At 33.4% G+C, this 17292-nt stretch carries 15 protein-coding genes; 2 read left to right on the forward strand and 13 right to left on the reverse strand.

The genetic code is table 11. The features are described from left to right. Window positions 1-39: 39 nt before the first annotated feature. The 7 genes from DFR66_RS02615 to DFR66_RS02645 all read right to left on the reverse strand — a co-directional run bounded on the left by DFR66_RS02615 (window position 40) and on the right by DFR66_RS02645 (window position 8076). The gene (locus DFR66_RS02615; protein WP_114753295.1) at window positions 40-492 is read right to left on the reverse strand and encodes a FixH family protein; all 453 of its coding nucleotides are present in this window, start codon (window positions 490-492) and stop codon (window positions 40-42) included. A gap of 37 nt (window positions 493-529) precedes the next feature. After that, window positions 530-1948 (reverse strand): cytochrome c oxidase accessory protein CcoG, encoded by a 1419-nt coding sequence (ccoG, locus tag DFR66_RS02620; protein ID WP_114753296.1) that lies wholly within the window; start codon window positions 1946-1948, stop codon window positions 530-532. 76 nt (window positions 1949-2024) lie between these two features. Beyond that, window positions 2025-2924, reverse strand: a complete 900-nt coding sequence (locus tag DFR66_RS02625) for a cbb3-type cytochrome c oxidase N-terminal domain-containing protein (protein ID WP_114753297.1) — start codon at window positions 2922-2924, stop codon at window positions 2025-2027. 18 nt (window positions 2925-2942) lie between these two features. Then, a complete protein-coding gene (locus DFR66_RS02630; RefSeq protein WP_114753298.1) occupies window positions 2943-3122 on the reverse strand; it encodes a cbb3-type cytochrome c oxidase subunit 3 in 180 nt (59 codons plus the stop codon). Between the two features lie 11 nt (window positions 3123-3133). After that, window positions 3134-5311 (reverse strand): cytochrome-c oxidase, cbb3-type subunit I, encoded by a 2178-nt coding sequence (ccoN, locus tag DFR66_RS02635; protein WP_114753299.1) that lies wholly within the window; start codon window positions 5309-5311, stop codon window positions 3134-3136. Between the two features lie 50 nt (window positions 5312-5361). Continuing rightward, a complete protein-coding gene (gene ccoS, locus DFR66_RS02640; protein ID WP_114753300.1) occupies window positions 5362-5553 on the reverse strand; it encodes a cbb3-type cytochrome oxidase assembly protein CcoS in 192 nt (63 codons plus the stop codon). Between the two features lie 117 nt (window positions 5554-5670). After that, window positions 5671-8076: a heavy metal translocating P-type ATPase gene (locus DFR66_RS02645; protein ID WP_114753454.1), complete on the reverse strand. Its 2406-nt coding sequence runs from the start codon at window positions 8074-8076 to the stop codon at window positions 5671-5673. Window positions 8077-8185: 109 nt separating this feature from the next. Here DFR66_RS02645 and DFR66_RS02650 point away from each other — a divergent pair, with 109 nt between their 5' ends. Then, complete coding sequence (locus DFR66_RS02650; protein WP_114753301.1) at window positions 8186-8866, forward strand: Crp/Fnr family transcriptional regulator; 681 nt, start codon at window positions 8186-8188, stop codon at window positions 8864-8866. A 12-nt stretch (window positions 8867-8878) separates the two neighbouring features. Here DFR66_RS02650 and DFR66_RS02655 read toward each other — a convergent pair whose 3' ends face one another. The 4 genes from DFR66_RS02655 to def form a co-directional block, all read right to left on the reverse strand. Continuing rightward, window positions 8879-10327: an APC family permease gene (locus tag DFR66_RS02655; RefSeq protein WP_114753302.1), complete on the reverse strand. Its 1449-nt coding sequence runs from the start codon at window positions 10325-10327 to the stop codon at window positions 8879-8881. A gap of 226 nt (window positions 10328-10553) precedes the next feature. After that, window positions 10554-11336 (reverse strand): nucleoside triphosphate pyrophosphohydrolase, encoded by a 783-nt coding sequence (mazG, locus tag DFR66_RS02660; protein WP_114753303.1) that lies wholly within the window; start codon window positions 11334-11336, stop codon window positions 10554-10556. Between the two features lie 80 nt (window positions 11337-11416). Then, complete coding sequence (locus DFR66_RS02665; RefSeq protein WP_114753304.1) at window positions 11417-11905, reverse strand: DUF5606 family protein; 489 nt, start codon at window positions 11903-11905, stop codon at window positions 11417-11419. An 89-nt stretch (window positions 11906-11994) separates the two neighbouring features. Beyond that, window positions 11995-12582 (reverse strand): peptide deformylase, encoded by a 588-nt coding sequence (def, locus tag DFR66_RS02670; protein ID WP_114753305.1) that lies wholly within the window; start codon window positions 12580-12582, stop codon window positions 11995-11997. 195 nt (window positions 12583-12777) lie between these two features. Here def and DFR66_RS02675 point away from each other — a divergent pair, with 195 nt between their 5' ends. Further along, a complete protein-coding gene (locus tag DFR66_RS02675) occupies window positions 12778-14991 on the forward strand; it encodes an FUSC family membrane protein (RefSeq protein WP_114753306.1) in 2214 nt (737 codons plus the stop codon). Between the two features lie 61 nt (window positions 14992-15052). Here the strand turns inward: DFR66_RS02675 and DFR66_RS02680 are convergent, their stop codons facing one another. Then, window positions 15053-16549, reverse strand: a complete 1497-nt coding sequence (locus DFR66_RS02680; RefSeq protein WP_114753307.1) for a malate:quinone oxidoreductase — start codon at window positions 16547-16549, stop codon at window positions 15053-15055. A gap of 120 nt (window positions 16550-16669) precedes the next feature. After that, entirely contained in the window at window positions 16670-17086 is a 417-nt protein-coding gene (ruvX, locus tag DFR66_RS02685) for a Holliday junction resolvase RuvX (protein WP_099715875.1), read from the reverse strand. Window positions 17087-17292 lie beyond the last annotated feature (206 nt).

Genomic DNA, 17292 nt, shown 5'->3' on the forward strand with positions numbered 1-17292 from the left:
TAAATCCAATAAATTGTCTTTAAGCTTTTAAAATTAAGACTAGTTGATATATATTGTTTCTTTAGACAAATATGATTTTCCATCATATTGCCATTCCATATTAATGTCCCATCGACCGCCTGCCAAACTTTTTTTAGGTATGAGCAAAGTAGTAGCATCAGATAATGAAATTGGAATTTCAAAATCTAATTTTTTGTTAGACGGTCTATAAAGGGACACTTTACCTTTAATGTTTTTTGGAACAAAGATTTTTGGAAATACTATTTCAATTCCGTTCGAAACATTATTAATTGTAGGTTTTTGATTCAAATCTGCTGCATTTTGAATTCGAGCCATTTCATCTCCAAAATGAGCATCATGCTTGTAATATTCTTCAACCACTAACTCATTATCATATTTTGAATCGGATTGTACTTTAAAAACAAAATACAAAATAAAGGTTATAAACAAACCAAAAGCGATTACAATTCCTGTTCCCCAGCTAAATTTCATAATGTTATATTTTTTGATGAATCTCTATTGCACCCTATTAATCAAAACTACGCGGACTCAAAAAGTTTGTAGTTGTTGTTTCAATTTTTTCACTCCCATTAAAAACCTCAATTTTCAGTTTTGTTTTATCACTATCTAGTAAATTTTGGTTAATTTCTATAAAAAGTGAACCACCATCCATGCCTTGTTTTGGTATTTTAATATCTTGTTTCCCTACAATTTTTAAAACTCCTTTGATATCTACTAATTTAAAATGAATATCATTAAAATCCTTGTTGGTTTTGTTTATGATTTTAAAAGTATAAATATTACTAATGTTTTCGCCTTTGTGTTCAAATAACTGACCTGGAAGTCTCAAAATAATAGCTTCAACATCCGAACGCAAGAATAATAATCCAATCAAAATACCTGTCAAGATGAATAACACAGCGGAATACCCTTTCATTCTTGGGGTAAATTTGAACTTGATGTTTTTCTCAATTTCATCTTCAGAGGCATAACGAATCAAACCTTTTGGCAATCCAATACCATCCATAATGGTATCACATTCATCTATACAGGCTGTACAATTGACACATTCCATTTGAGTACCGTTACGTATGTCAATTCCTGTTGGGCAAACATTTACACATTGTTTGCAATCAATGCAATCACCTTTACCCGATGCAACTCTATCTTCCTGTTTATTAAATTTAGCTCTACCAACTTCTTTTTCACCACGTACAAAATCATAGGCTACATTTATCGATTTATCATCTAATAAAACACCTTGCAATCTTCCGTAAGGACAAGCAATAATACAAACCTGTTCTCTGAACCATGCAAAAATAAAATAGAAAACCCCAGTAAAAATTAATAAGGACACTAAAGTACTTAGATGATTTGCAGGTCCCTCTTCAATCATTAACAACAACTTGTCACTACTGATTAGATATGCTAGAAATACATTGGCAATAAAAAAAGAAATAATTAGGAATATCGTCCATTTTATAGCTTTCTTTCTGATTTTTTCAGCGTTCCATTCTTGCTTTTCTAAACGAATTTGAGCACCACGATCACCTTCTATCCAATATTCAATCCTGCGGAAAACCATTTCTAAAAAGATGGTTTGTGGGCAAATCCAACCACAAAATATTCGCCCAAATATCACTGTAAAAAGTATCACAAAAACAACTCCTACAATAATAACCAGAACAAAAAGATAGATATCCTGCGGCCAAAATGGAAATCCTAATATATTAAAACGGCGCTCCAGTATGTTGAACATCATGAACTGATTGCCATTTATCTTTATAAAAGGATTCGCAACAAGTACAATCAGTAAAAAATAACTCACCCATTTCCTGTAATCATAAAACTTCCCCGAAGGCTTTTTAGGAAAAATAAATTTTCTGTTTCCTTCTTCATCAATTGTACCGATGGTATCTCTAAAAGCTTCGTCTGGTAATTTTGACATTTCTTTTTATTTAAAACACAAGTTTAAAATAATTATTAAAATTCTTAAGTTAAATAAAAACGTGTGTTTCTAATTGTTATTTAACCGCAACAGTAACATCTTCTTCTACCCAAACTTCCCCTTCCGGAGCTTTTGCATCTGGTGGATTACTTCCTTTTAAGGATAGAATGTAACTGGCTACTTTCTGCATTTCTTTAGGTTTTAATGTACCTTTCCAAGAAATCATTCCTTTACCATCACGCCCTCCGTTTACTAAAGTATGAAATACATTTTTTATCCCACCACCCAATATCCATTGATCATCTGTAAGGTTTGGTCCAATTTGTCCTCCTGCATCTGCTCTGTGACAGGCAGCACAATTAGTAGTGTAAATTTCTTTACCAGCAGCTAAATCAGCAGGATCTGTCAATAAAGTCACTGTTTTTTCATCCATCATATCCGGTGCAGTTTTCATGTATTCTGCAATATCAATTTTGGCCTGAGCAACTTCTTTTTTAAGTTCCATCTCTTGATTATCAGCACCTAAAACTTCATAACGCACCATATAAACAACACCAAAAATGATACAAGCATAGAATAAATATACCCACCAAGGCGGTAAATTATTATCTAATTCTTTGATACCGTCATAATCATGATCTAATAATAATTGACCTTCATTGTCTATTGACTCGGTTTTAGTCAATTTTGCCATTAGGTTTTTATACCATTGCCTATCCTTGAAACTCAAATTATTTGCTTCATTTAACTGGCTTTTTTGTTCCTCAGTCAATAACTGATACATTATATTATCAACTGCTTTCATCGTAATTTCTATTGCAATCAAAAGAAAAAGGAACACAAGTAAGAATACGGAAACCATCGGAAATTTTATAAAAGCAGGACGATCTCCTGAGTCAATCATATATTCCATTGCCATCATTACAGCAAAGAAAATAACAGGTACTCTCACGTATACTGGAATTAATTTTTTCATTTTCTGAATTTTAAAAAATTATACTATTTGATTGTCTCTCAATGGAATTTGACTCAATTCATTTATCGTTTCTTTTTTGTAGGATAACACCCAAAGGCCTAGCCCAACAAAAAAGACGAAAAAAATCAATAATGATAAGATGGGATATATGGCCACACCTTCAATCGTTTCCATATTATGTTTAATTTGTTCGAACATGACTTTTATTTTTATTCTTTTACTTTAATATCAGTACCAAGTCTTTGCATGTAAGCAATCATGGCAACGATTTCCCTTTCGTTCATTGGAACAAATTTCTCTCCTCTTGCAGCCGCTTTTTTCTTGCTTTCATCATAACTTTTGACAAAGTCAGGATCATTTTTCAAGCTCTCTTCAATTGCAATAGCTTGTTTTCTTAGATCATCTAAACCACTTGCAATTTGAGCTTGTGAATAAGGAACCCCTAATGTCGCCATAACCTGCATTTTCTTTTGAGTCAAAGAAACATCCATAGGTTTATTATCAAACAGCCATTTATAACCTGGCATAATAGATCCTGCAGATATACTTTGTGGATTCCAAAAGTGGTTAAAATGCCAATTGTCATTGTATTTTGCTCCAACTCTCAACAAATCCGGACCTGTACGTTTTGATCCCCATAAGAATGGATGATCGTATACAAATTCGCCTGCTTTAGATTGTGGTCCATAACGTTCTACTTCACTTCGGAAAGGACGAACTGACTGCGAGTGACATCCTACACAACCCTCACGAATGTATAAATCACGCCCTTCTAATTCTAGTGGAGAATAAGGTTTTACACTTGCTATTGTTGGAATATTAGACTTCACCATAATTGTAGGTACAATTTGAATAACACCACCAATAAGAATAGCGATAGTCGCCAAAATAGTTAACTGAATAGGTTTTCTTTCTAACCAAGGGTGAAATTTCTCTCCTTTTACTCTTCCTGCACTAATTTTCATTAATTCAGGTGCTTCGGCTAATTCATCTTCAATTTTAGAACCAAATCTAACCGTTTGAATAATGTTATACACCAGGGTAAACATTCCAATTAAATAAAGGGTTCCACCAATAGCTCTCATCCAATACATTGGCATGATTTGAGTTACTGTTTCTAGAAAGTTACCGTATGTTAAAGTCCCGTCTGGATTGAATTGTTTCCACATAGAAGCTTGTAAAAAACCAGCAACATACATTGGGATTGTATATAATATAATACCTAAAGTACCAATCCAAAAGTGAAAATTAGCCAATTTAAGAGAATACAAATTGCTTTTTGTCATTCTAGGAACCAACCAATAAATCATACCAAATGCCATAAATCCATTCCAAGCTAATGCTCCTACGTGTACGTGTGCAATAATCCAATCCGTATAATGCGCAATAGCATTTACATTTTTAAGCGATAACATAGGTCCTTCAAAAGTCGCCATTCCATAACCTGTAATTGCTACAACGAAGAATTTTAAAACTGGCTCTACACGCACTTTATCCCAAACACCTCTCAGTGTCAAAAGTCCGTTTATCATTCCACCCCAAGATGGAGCAATCAACATAATTGAGAATGCAACTCCTAAATTTTGAGCCCAATTAGGTAACGCTGAATATAATAAATGGTGTGGTCCAGCCCAGATATAAATAAAAATTAACGACCAAAAGTGAACAATTGACAGTCTGTAAGAATACACAGGGCGATTCGCTGCCTTTGGTATAAAATAATACATCAATCCTAAAAACGGTGTAGTCAAGAAAAACGCAACCGCATTATGACCGTACCACCACTGTACTAAAGCATCTTGAACTCCTGCGTAAACAGAATAACTTTTCATTCCAGAAACAGGCAATGATAAACTGTTGAAAATATGTAAAACCGCAACCGTTACGAATGTTGCTAAGTAAAACCAGATGGCAACATACAAATGTCGCTCTCTACGTTTTATAATCGTTCCAATCATATTGATACCAAAAACAACCCAAATCAATGCAATTGCTATATCTATTGGCCATTCTAATTCAGCATATTCTTTAGAAGAAGTATAGCCTAATGGCAATGATATGGCTGCTGCTACAATGATTAATTGCCAACCCCAGAAATTAAGATTACTCAAAAAATCACTGTACATTCTGGCTTTTAACAAACGCTGCAGTGAGTAATAAATACCCGCAAACATTGCATTTCCTACAAAAGCAAAAATAACTGCATTAGTATGTAAAGGTCTTAATCGACCATAACTCAACCACGAAATACCATCAGTAATATTTGGAAAAAGGAACATAAAGGCCAATGTAAGCCCCACTAACATTCCTACCACTCCAAAAACAATGGTTGCGTAAATGAATTTTTTTACAATTTTGTTGTCATAATAAAACTGCTGCATTTCCATATTTATAATTATTATTAAAGTTGTTTATTATTAAATTGATTTGTTGAAAGTTATAACTTAGTTGAACTCTCGGTTTTAGCTTTTTTTGCTTTAGACTGAATTAACTCATCATCAAATAGCATTCTGACAGACGGCGTATAATCGTCGTCATATTGACCTGTCTTTACTGCTCGTATAAAAGCAATAAAAAAACCAATGGCGACTATTATACTGATGGAGATTAATAAATAAATGACACTCATACCTTAATTTGTGTTTACAAAGTTACTTTGACGTTTTAGAGTAAAATATGACATTTGTCATACTTATTTATATATGTTAAAATTATGTGAAAACGAAACTCAAAGAATTATATAATTCTATTTTTTATTTGCATAATAACTGCTCATTATCGTTACAAAACTCACAATGGTTATTGTGCTCAAAGGCATAATAATAGCCGCCACTAATGGTAATAAATTACCTGTAATAGCAAACGACAATCCCACTACATTGTACAATAATGAGAGTACAAAACTCATTTTGATAGTCGTTATGGAATTCTTAGATAATTTCAAGAAATAGTTTAATTTCTGAAATTCACCGGCATCCAAAATTGCGTCACAAGCTGGAGAAAAAACATTCACATTTTCAGAAATAGAGATTCCAACATTACTTTGTGCTAAAGCTCCTGCATCATTCAATCCATCACCCACCATCATTACGTTTTTGCCTTTGTCTTGTAAACTTTTAATAAATTCTAATTTCTGTTCTGGTTTTTGATTAAAAATCAATTCCGTGCCTTTCGGCAAAAGCTGTTCAAGAGTTATTCGTTCGCCTTCATTATCTCCCGATAAAACCTTGATTTGATAATTAGTACTTAAGTTTCGGAAAAGTTCTTCTAAACCTTCTCTATATTGATTGTTAAAAATAAATTTTCCATAATAATCATCGTTAATCTTAATGTGAACTGATGTTTGCTGAACATTATTCTCTTCCTTTTTTTCTACAAAAGCAGCAGAACCTATTTGAATTTGGTAACCAAAAATCTGGGCTTGAATTCCTTTTCCAGTAATTTCTTCAAATGCATCCACTTTCAATTTTTTAGAATCTATCGCTGATTTATTTGGCAAAATTGGAATAGGCAAATAGTCATAAAGCATTCGGCTCAACGGATGATTAGAAGCCCGAAGTACATTTTTTATCAGCAATAAATTCTCATCAGAAAGGGCTATTCCTTCATAAGAAATATTCGATTTTTTATTGGTGGTAATCGTTCCTGTTTTGTCAAAAACGATTGTATCTACTTTTGCTAATTGCTCAATAACCAAAGCATTTTTGAGATAGAATTTCTGTTTTCCTAATATTCGCAATACGTTCCCAAAAGTAAATGGAGCAGTCAAAGCCAATGCACAAGGACAAGCAACAATAAGCACTGCCGTAAACACATTGAAAGCAGTATTAGCATCTATGAAAATCCAATATCCAAATCCTGCAAAAGCAATCAGTAATAAAATAGGTGTAAAATAACGGCTAATGCTATCCGTAATAGTTTTGTGTTTTTGTTCCACATTTTTTTGGAACACATCATTACTCCATAATTGAGTCAAATAACTTTGCGAAACAGAATGTAAAACTTCCATTTCGATTACTTTCCCTATTTGTTTTCCTCCAGCAAATAATTTATCCCCAGATTGTTTCGTAATAGGAATTGCTTCTCCAGTAACAAAACTATAATCGATTTCCGCTTTTTCAGAAATTAGAATCCCATCAACCGGAATCAATTCTTGGTTTCTGATGAGTAAACGATCGCCTTTTTCCACTTCATAAATCGCTATACTTTCTTCGGAAGCATCCGTATTGATTTTAGTGATTGCAATAGGGAAATAAGACTTAAAATCCCTTTCAAAACTCAAAAAGCTGTAGGTTTTGATTTGGAACATTTTTCCTAAAAGCATAAAGAAAATCAATCCTGTTAAGCTGTCAAAAAAACCAGAACCATAATCCATTATTATATCAAAGGTACTTCGCACAAACATCACCACTATACCTAAAGCAATAGGAATATCGATGTTGAGCATTTTTGTTTTGATACTTTTATACGCCGATACGTAATAACCACTAGCCGAGTAAAAAAAACTTGGCAACGATAAAGCAAATATCAACCAACGGAAAAAACCACGGTATTGGTCTAACCAATATTCTTTTACCTCAAAATATTCTGGAAACGAAAGCAACATAATATTCCCAAAACAAAAGAATGCAACACCTAGTTTATAAGTCAAACTTCTATCTATATTATTGCTCCCTGTTTCATAGTTTTCTAAACTAATGTAAGGTTCATAACCAATGGAGCTCAACAAATAAACAATCGCTTTAATTGAAACTACTTCAGGATTAAAAGTAATTCGGACTCTTTTTTCAGGGAAATTAACCTGAGAAGTACTTATTCCTTTTTGAAGACGCTGTAGATTTTCCAAAATCCAAATGCACGAACTGCAATGAATATGAGGAATGTTAAGTGAAATAATTGCGGTTGAATTTTCCTGAAATTCCAATAATTTGGATACAATACTTTCATTGTCTAAAAAATCATATTTACCATTAATATCTTGCGGGGTTGCTCCAGGGGATTTTTCAAAATCATAATAACAAGTCAAATCATTCAGACTAAAAATTTCATACACCGTTTTACAACCGTTGCAACAGAAATTTTTAGCATCAAAAATAATTTCTTCTTCTTTAATAATGTCTAACCCACAATGGAAACAGTTTTGTATGTCCATAACTTTGCTCATTTTACCTGAAACAAAGGTCATTCATCGAATGAGTTAAAAATATGATATTTGTCATATTAAAGAGTTAGTTTTGTAAAGCAAATAAATCACATATACCATGAGCAAATGCGAACAATGTATCGTCAGAGAATTTAGCTCTCTTAAAGCCTTAACAAAAGACGAATTAATAAAACTTTCTGACTGTAAAACCTCACTTATCATCAAGAAAGGAGAGGTTATATTTGAAGAAGGAGAAAATGTTAATGGTATTTATTGTATAAAAGATGGTATTTGTAAGCTTACAAAACTTAGTGCAAATGGTAAAGATCACATTGTAAAATTGGTTACAAAAGGTGAATTACTGGGTCAGCGTTCTATGATTAGCGACGAACCAGTAAATCTTAGCGCTGTTGCGCTCGAGGATATGCAAGTTTGCTTTATTCCAAAATCAGAAGTGATGGGCTATTTTGACAAAAACAATCAGTTTTCTATGAATGTGATGAAAACTATTTGTGGAGATCTAAAAGAAGCTGATGATCACATGGTTAATTTAGCCCAAAAAACAGTCAAAGAAAGACTAGCCGAAACGCTACTTTATCTTAATGACACCTTTGGGAAAAACGAAGATAACTCCTTAAAAGTTCAACTTTCCAGAGACGAATTAGCCAGTATAATTGGTACAGCCACAGAAAGTTGCATCCGTTTATTATCCGATTTTAATAAATTAGGATTGATTGAATTAACAGGCAAAAAAATTGTACTGAAAGACATTACGAAACTCAAAAAACTTGCGGAGTAATTCTCGTTTTTGTTACTCTTTCTTTTTCATAACAAAATAATAAACCGGAATTCCTAACGCTACAATACACAATCCCAACCCAGTATTGAATGTGTCATAAATCAGCAAAGTGAGACAAATTGCTACAGTAACAACAATATAAAGTGCCGGTACAAATGGATATCCAAACGCTTTATAAGGTCTATCCGCATTAGGTTCTTTTTTTCTGAGGATAAAAACACCCAGAATTGTTAAGATATAAAACAATAATGATGCAAAAGTGGCATAGGTGAGTAAATCACCAAATTTTCCGGAGACACAAAGCACACAGGCCCAAATACACTGCACCCACAAAGCCTTTGCAGGAACCTGATTTTTATTTAATTCTGTTGCTTGTTTAAAAAATAACCCATCTTTAGCCATTGCAAAAAACAATCTTCCACCGGAAAGAATTAAACCACTGTTGCAACCAAAAGTGGAAACCATGATTAAGCCAGCCATTACAAAAACACTTATATTTCCCACAATCATACTTGCTGCAGCCGCTCCTACCCTGTCATTACTGGCAAACATGATTCCGTTTTCAGCAATACTAGCAGCGTTTGGCGTTCCCTGCATGGGTAACAAAGCTAAATAAGCAACATTTGCTAAAATATAAATGATAGTTACAATCAAGGTTCCAAGAAACAAACTACGAGGAATATTCTTTTTAGGTTCTTTAATTTCTCCTGCAATAAATGTTACGTTATTCCACGCATCACTAGAAAATAAGGAATTAATAATTGTTGCCCCAGCAGCACCCAAAATAGCCATACCGGCTAATTTTGTCACAGTTACTGTTCCGTCAGGATTAACAACTGTTTTACTGGCATCCCACATATTTGCAAAATTATCAGACAAAACATTTGTTTGTAAGCCAACATACAATCCTAAAACTATCAATGAAAAAAGTGCAATTAATTTAGCCGAAGTAAAAACCAACTGTACCGTTTTTCCACTCTCGACACCTTTCGTATTGATGTAGGTAAGCAGAATTATACTAAAAATAGCCAACACTTTTTGGTACGAAAAAACAAAACCAGTCCCAACCGTAAAAAGAGTTTGATCTAAAATAGGGAAAAAGATAGCCGCATAATTAGCGAAAGTAACCGCAATGGCTGCAATAACACCCGTTTGAATTACCGTAAAAACGGTCCAACCATACAGGAAAGAAACTAAGCGTCCGTACGCACGTTGTATATATACGAATTGACCACCCGCATTAGGCATCATTCCAGCCAATTCTCCATAACTCAATGCCGCTGCAACGGTTATTAATCCCGTTACCAACCAAATTACCAATAACCAAGCAGCAGATCCAATATCTCTCGCCATGGCTGATGTTACAATAAAAATCCCCGATCCTATCATGGAACCCGCAACTAAACTCGTGGCATCTATTAATCCTAAAGAGCGTTTTAACTCGGTTTTATTTTCTGACATTGATAATTAATTAATTTAATACTGAATACTACAATTTCTTCGCTTCTTCCCAAAATTGAGTTATTTGGAAATCATAGATTTCCAATTCCTATTTATTTAGAAGACGCTTCGCTTCTTCCCAAAATTGAGTTATTTGGAAATCATAGATTTCCAATTCCTATTTATTTGGAAGACGCTTCGCTTCTTCCCAAAATTGAGTTATTTGGAAATCATAGATTTCCAATTCCTATTTATTTGGAAGACGCTTCGCTTCTTCCCAAAAAACATCCATTTCAGCTAAAGTCATATCCATTAAAGGTTTTCCTAATTCTGCTGCTTTACCTTCTAAATATTGAAAGCGTTTGATAAATTTTTTATTGGTACGTTCTAAAGCATCTTCGGGGTTTACATTCAGAAATCGTGCGTAGTTAATCATTGAAAATAAAACATCTCCAAATTCAGCTTCAATTTTATCTTGATCTCCAGCTTGAACCTCAACTTGTAATTCTTCCAATTCTTCTTGAACCTTATCCCAAACCTGATGCGATTCTTCCCAATCAAACCCCACACCTTTTACTTTATCCTGTATTCTACTTGCTTTTACTAATGCCGGTAAACTTCTTGGAACACCTTCGAGAACAGACTTTTTACCCTCTTTGAGTTTCAGTTTTTCCCAGTTTTGTTTTACTTCTTCCTCGTCTTTTACCACTACATCGCTATAAATATGCGGATGACGGTGAATTAGCTTTTCACAAATTTCATTACATACATCAGCCATGTCAAAATCTTTGGTTTCGCTTCCTATTTTAGCATAAAAAACAATATGCAATAACAAATCCCCAAGTTCTTTTTTGACTTCGTTCAAATCATTATCCAGAATTGCATCGCCAAGTTCGTAGGTTTCTTCAATGGTTAGATGACGCAAGGTTTGCATGGTTTGCTTTTTGTCCCAAGGACATTTTTCGCGCAAATCATCCATTATATCTAATAATCTTTCGAAAGCTTGCAGTTGGTTTTGTCTTGAATCCATCAGAAATTGTTTTTGGTAAAAATAAAAAAATCCTGTTCAGAAAATAGCTGAACAGGATTAAATATTATTGTGGTGTGCAATTACTCTTTTTTAGCTTTTGCTTTTTTAGCAGGAGCTTCAACTTCTGCAACTGGAGTTTCTTCTGCAACAGCTTCAACCTCTTCTGTCACTGTAGCTGCAGGAGCTTCATCAGTAACTAATCCTTTTGCTTGAAGCATATTGTACCAGTTTAAAACTTTTTTGATATCAGAAGGATAAACTCTTTCTTCATCGTAATCCGGTAAAATTTCTTTGAAATATGTCGTTAAAGTAGTATTGTCTTCTTTATGTGAAATTGCTTGACCTTTATTTTCTTTATCAGCAATTTTCTGCATGATTTCAGCTAATGGTTTTTCGCCTTCATAAGTATATATTGAGATTTCAGACAATAAGCTTACATTGCTTTTTAAGTTTACTGTGATTTTTTTTCCATCCAATAATGATTCCGCAACAAACCCAGTACGTGTTTGTACTCTCAATACATATAAACCTGGTTTCCCAGAAATGGCTAATATTTTTTCTAAATTCATGTTTTGTGTAATTATTATTAAGAATTTGACTTATTTATTTTTTAATTTGAAACCAAAAATCATACCAAGGTAAAGGTTTGAAAACTGTATTATCTTCCCTTTTTAGCAAAAAATTTCATTCGGTAATCTTGGAATGTTTTTCCTTCCAAAATGTTTTTGAGTTTCTTTTGAATCAATCTTTTTTTCAAAGAAGAAATTTTATCTGTGAATAATACTCCTTCTATATGATCGTATTCATGTTGGATTACTCTGGCAATCAATCCGTCAAAAACTTCCGTTTTCATTACAAAATCCTCTTCACAATATTCAATTGTTATCGTTGGATTCCTGTATACATCTTCTCTAACATCAGGAATACTCAAGCAACCTTCGTTAAAACTCCACTCTTCACCTTCTTCTTTTATCATTTTTGCATTGATAAAAGTTCTTTTGAATCCTTTTAATTCTTTTTGTTCTTTGTCTTCTAATTCTTCATCATCGCTAAAAGGAGTTGTATCGATTACAAATAAACGTAATGCCAATCCTACTTGAGGTGCAGCAAGCCCAACACCATAGGCATTATACATTGTTTCGTACATATTAGCAATCGTCTCTTTTAAATTAGGATGTTCCGGTGAAAGAACCTCGCCTACTTTTCTTAAAACTGGATCACCGTATCCTATAATTGGTAAAATCATTGTTTTTGTGTTAAGTATTGAATACTAAAATAAGAATAGGTTTCCCTTTAATTCAGTCCGCAAAAATAGTAAAAAAATAGACAATGAATAATCCTGTATTGATTATTAGTATTTTTTTACCATTTAATCAAAAACAGTGCAAATTATACTTTGAATGAGTCGTTCAATTCTTACCTTTGTTTGTAATCTAATTGTATGATCTACAAAATCCGAAACTTTACTGATAGTACTTATTTTACCAATGCATTAAAAGTAACAATAGCAGCAGTAATTCCGGTTGTACTTCTTTCTTTTTTTGGCAAATTCGAAATAGGTTTCACCATAGCTTTAGGTGCTATTTTTACCTATCCGAGCGATATTCCAAGCAATCTAAAACATAAAATTAACGGTCTTCTAGTAACGGCTGTACTTGTTGCAGCTGTTAATTTAGTAGTAAATTATGTTTATCCTTATTCTATTATTTTTTACCCTTTTTTAGCGGTCTTAATTTTTCTGATGTCCATGTTGTCCGTTTATGGACAACGAGCAACTATGGTTTCTTTCTCTGCTCTGATTTCTATTTCATTAGCATTTGCTAACATCAACACTGGTTGGGCTATGATTCAAAATTCAGGACTGATTCTTTTAGGAGGTTTATTTTATCTCGCCATTTCACTTATTTTTCACTACGTAAGACCTCATCGCTATATTGAATTACAAATAGCAGAATGTATTAAACTTACGGCTAAATATTTAAAGCTAAGAGGTGATTTATGGACAATTGATGCTGATAAAAAAGCGATCATAGAAAAACAATTACACCTTCAAGTAGAACTAAATACTATCAGGCAAAACATACGAGAAGTATTGATTAGCAACCATACTGCATCTGGATCTTCTAATCAAAACCGAAAAATGTTAATCGTTTTTATTTCATTGATGGAAATTTTGGAACTAGCATTAGCAACTTCATTCGACCATGATAAATTACATCAAAAATTTGACGACCATCCAAAAGTTTTGTTGACCTATCAAAAATTGGCGTACAATCTTGCCACGAGTTTAAAAAAATTGTCCAAAAGTGTCCAAAACCAAACAAAATATATTTCTACGCACAAACTTCGAGGAGATTTGAATGCTTTACAAGTTGCCATTACTGATTATGAAAATGGGTTAGGAAAAACTACTGCTTCCGAAGGTGTTTTTATGCTAACTACAATGCTACAGTATGCTGAAAAACAAGTGGAGAAAATAAAAATTGTAGAGCGTGCTTTTACATTAGCCTTCAATTCACAAGATTTTAAGGATAAAGATAAAGACTTAGAAAAATTCCTTACACCACAGAACTACCCTTTTAGTACATTAATTCAAAACCTAAGTTTTTCTTCCACTATTTTCAGACATTCGTTACGATTAACTATAACATTATTGATAGGTTTCATCATTGGACACATTCTGCCTTTTCATAACGACTATTGGATATTGCTGACCATAATTGTTATAATGCGCCCTGGATACGGCTTGACCAAACAACGCTCTTTTCATCGAATTTTTGGTACTATTATAGGTGGAATAATAGCTTTTGGTATTCTTTCGTTAATACAAGACAACATTATAATCAGCATACTTTCTATTTTAAGCATGCTTTTAGGATTTTCTTTTACCCAAATAAATTATAAAGTCAGCGCCACATTCGTGACTATGTATGTTGTTTTTATATACGGAATATTAACCCCTAATTTTGGAGATGTAGTTCAATATAGAATACTTGATACCATTGTAGGCTGCACTTTAGCTTTCCTTGCCAATCACTTTTTATGGCCTTCTTGGGAGTTTTTAAATATTGCGTCGCACATAGAAAAATCAATTGTTGCAAATCAGAATTATGTACAAGAAATTTCAAGTTTTTACAATAAAAAAGGAACTATTTCTACTACGTATCGGTTAGCACGAAAAAATGCTTTTATCGAAATTGGAAATTTAATGGCTTCTTTCCAAAGAATGGCCCAAGAACCTAAGTCTAAACAAAAGCAGTTACCACAAGTATATAAATTAGCGGTCCTAAATCATTCATTACTATCGTCATCTGCATCTTTAGGAACATACATCCAATCTCATAAAACTACGTCTGCTTCGCTAGCTTTTAATGCTGTAGTCGATACTGTCATAAGAAATTTGGATAATGCGATAGCACTTTTGAAAGAAAATGATTTGTATCTAAAAGAAAATCTCCCAAAAGAAGATTTAGCCATGCGATTTACGGAATTAAAAAATATTCGGGCTAAGGAATTAAAAGAAGGAATTCCTATTGATGAAGAAGCATTTAAATTGAAAATGCAAGAAGCGCAACTGGTTATAGAGCAATTAATGTGGTTGACTAATCTCTCTGAAAACATTTTAAATACAACAAAAGAATTAATGGAGTCTTAAAAAAAAGTTCAGTAATCAGTGATCAGTAGCTGACTGTTCACCGATTACTGAACGCTGAATACTAATTAGTCAGTTTTAAAACCGAAGCAGTTTCTTTTCTTATTTCAGCCAACAAATTTGGATTATCATTTAATTTCTGACCATACGAAGGAATCATCACTTTTAATTTTTCCTGCCATTCCGGAGTTTCAATTTCGTCTTTAAAACACCTTCCTATTAAATCTACCATGATAGAAACTACGGTAGAAGCACCTGGAGATGCACCAAGCAAAACAGCTAAAGTTCCATCAGCTGTAGTGATGACTTCAGTTCCAAATTCTAGTATTCCACCTTCTTTCTCGTCTTTTTTTATAACCTGCACACGTTGTCCTGCACGTTCTAATACCCAATCCTTAGATCTTGCACCAGGAACATATTCTCTCAATGCATTAATCCTGTCTTTAGGTGACTGACGTACTTGCTCGATTAAATATTTTGTAAGTGGTATATTTTTTATTCCAGCAGCAATCATAGGAATGATATTATCTGGTTTTATAGATAAAGGTAAATCTGAATAAGAACCATTTTTTAAAAATCGAGTAGAAAAACCTGCAAAAGGTCCAAAAAGTAGTTGTTTTTCTCCATTTATCATTCGGGAATCAATATGTGGAACTGACATTGGGGGCGCACCCACACTCGCTTTTCCATAAACTTTTGCCTGATGTTTAGCAATCACCTCAGGATTAGTACATTTTAGCCACTGACCGCTCACAGGGAAACCGCCATAACCTTTTCCTTCTGGTACATTAGCTTTTTCTAGTAACGGCAATGAACCTCCACCAGCACCAATAAAAACAAATTTAGTATATGCTTTTCTTTTTTGGCCAGTAGCCAAATCAGTAATTTTTATTCTCCATGTTTTATCTTCACGTTGTCTCATTTTTTGGACCTCATGATTAAAATACATCGTAACACCTTCCAATTTAGACAAATAACTAAAAATATTTCTGGTCAATTCACCAAAATTTACATCAGTTCCAATAGCCATAGACGTTGCTGCGACTTTCTCAGATTCCTTTCTACCCTCCATAACCAGTGGCATCCATTCTTTCAATTGAGCAAAATCCGTACTGAAAACCATTTGCTCAAAAAGAGGATTCGATTGTAAAGCCTCAAATCTTGTTTTAAGATACTTTACATTTTTCTCCCCCCAAACAAAGCTCAAATGTGGAATACTTTTAATGAAATTTTCAGGTGATGAAACTTTATTTTGTTGTACTAAATAGGCCCAGAATTGTCTAGAAACCTCGAAAGATTCTGCAATACTGATAGCTTTGTTGGGATTGATGCTTCCATCTTCACCTTCGGGAGTATAATTAAGCTCACAAAAAGCAGAATGTCCGGTTCCTGCATTATTCCATGCATCAGAACTTTCGGCAGCAGCCATGTCTAGTCTTTCGTAAATTTCAATTTTAATATCTGGTTGTAACTCTTTTAGGATTAAGCCAAGAGTGGCGCTCATTATTCCGGCACCTATAAGAACTACATCACTTTGCGAACGAACGGTTGTATCAGGCATAACAAAATTTTTGAGTGCAAAGATACTTTATAAATACAAAAAAAATATAACAAAATATTGTTAAAAAGTAAGGAATTGCGAATCTATTTCGTTCCATAAACTGGAGCTGAACTAGGATATCTAAAACATTTTTCGAGTCAAATAGTCCTGAAGCATTATCGTTGCCGAAATCTCATCAATAAGTGCTTTATTTTGACGCTGTTTCTTGCTAAGTCCGCTGTCAATCATGGTTTGAAATGCCATTTTTGAAGTAAATCGTTCGTCTACCCGAATGACTTTCATGTCTGGAAAATGATTCGTAAAATGCGTTACAAATCCCTTAATAATAGAAGCACTTTCTGAAGGTTCTCCATTCATTTGTTTGGGTTCACCAATAAGAACAGCTTCTACTTTCTCCTTAGAGAAATAGTCTTTTAAAAAGGCAATTGCTGTTGGGGATGGAATAGTTGTCAATCCAGAGGCTATGATTTGCATTTCATCCGTAACGGCTATTCCTGTTCGTTTTTGTCCGTAATCTATGGCGAGAATTCTTGGCATTTGCATATTTTTTTCAAAGGTAACTATTTTAATTTCCTAATTCTTAGCAACAACTGAAAACTCACTTTCTTATATTTTTTTTTTAAAATTTATTTATTCTGCTTTCGAATTTAAAAATTAGTATCATTTTAAATTAAAAATTAAAACAAGAAGTTTAATCTGTAACATTTTCAATAAAAAAACCCGCTTATGATTTTAGTTTAAAA

Source organism: Flavobacterium glaciei, assembly GCF_003350545.1.
Taxonomy (GTDB): Bacteria; Bacteroidota; Bacteroidia; order Flavobacteriales; family Flavobacteriaceae; genus Flavobacterium; species Flavobacterium glaciei.

Coding starts and splice junctions, on each gene's coding strand:
- DFR66_RS02615 (WP_114753295.1), bottom strand. CDS start 492: ATGAAATTTAGCTGGGGAACAGGAATTGTAATCGCTTTTGGTTTGTTT.
- ccoG (WP_114753296.1), bottom strand. CDS start 1,948: ATGTCAAAATTACCAGACGAAGCTTTTAGAGATACCATCGGTACAATT.
- DFR66_RS02625 (WP_114753297.1), bottom strand. CDS start 2,924: ATGAAAAAATTAATTCCAGTATACGTGAGAGTACCTGTTATTTTCTTT.
- DFR66_RS02630 (WP_114753298.1), bottom strand. CDS start 3,122: ATGTTCGAACAAATTAAACATAATATGGAAACGATTGAAGGTGTGGCC.
- ccoN (WP_114753299.1), bottom strand. CDS start 5,311: ATGGAAATGCAGCAGTTTTATTATGACAACAAAATTGTAAAAAAATTC.
- ccoS (WP_114753300.1), bottom strand. CDS start 5,553: ATGAGTGTCATTTATTTATTAATCTCCATCAGTATAATAGTCGCCATT.
- DFR66_RS02645 (WP_114753454.1), bottom strand. CDS start 8,076: ATGGACATACAAAACTGTTTCCATTGTGGGTTAGACATTATTAAAGAA.
- DFR66_RS02650 (WP_114753301.1), top strand. CDS start 8,186: ATGAGCAAATGCGAACAATGTATCGTCAGAGAATTTAGCTCTCTTAAA.
- DFR66_RS02655 (WP_114753302.1), bottom strand. CDS start 10,327: ATGTCAGAAAATAAAACCGAGTTAAAACGCTCTTTAGGATTAATAGAT.
- mazG (WP_114753303.1), bottom strand. CDS start 11,336: ATGGATTCAAGACAAAACCAACTGCAAGCTTTCGAAAGATTATTAGAT.
- DFR66_RS02665 (WP_114753304.1), bottom strand. CDS start 11,905: ATGAATTTAGAAAAAATATTAGCCATTTCTGGGAAACCAGGTTTATAT.
- def (WP_114753305.1), bottom strand. CDS start 12,582: ATGATTTTACCAATTATAGGATACGGTGATCCAGTTTTAAGAAAAGTA.
- DFR66_RS02675 (WP_114753306.1), top strand. CDS start 12,778: ATGATCTACAAAATCCGAAACTTTACTGATAGTACTTATTTTACCAAT.
- DFR66_RS02680 (WP_114753307.1), bottom strand. CDS start 16,549: ATGCCTGATACAACCGTTCGTTCGCAAAGTGATGTAGTTCTTATAGGT.
- ruvX (WP_099715875.1), bottom strand. CDS start 17,086: ATGCCAAGAATTCTCGCCATAGATTACGGACAAAAACGAACAGGAATA.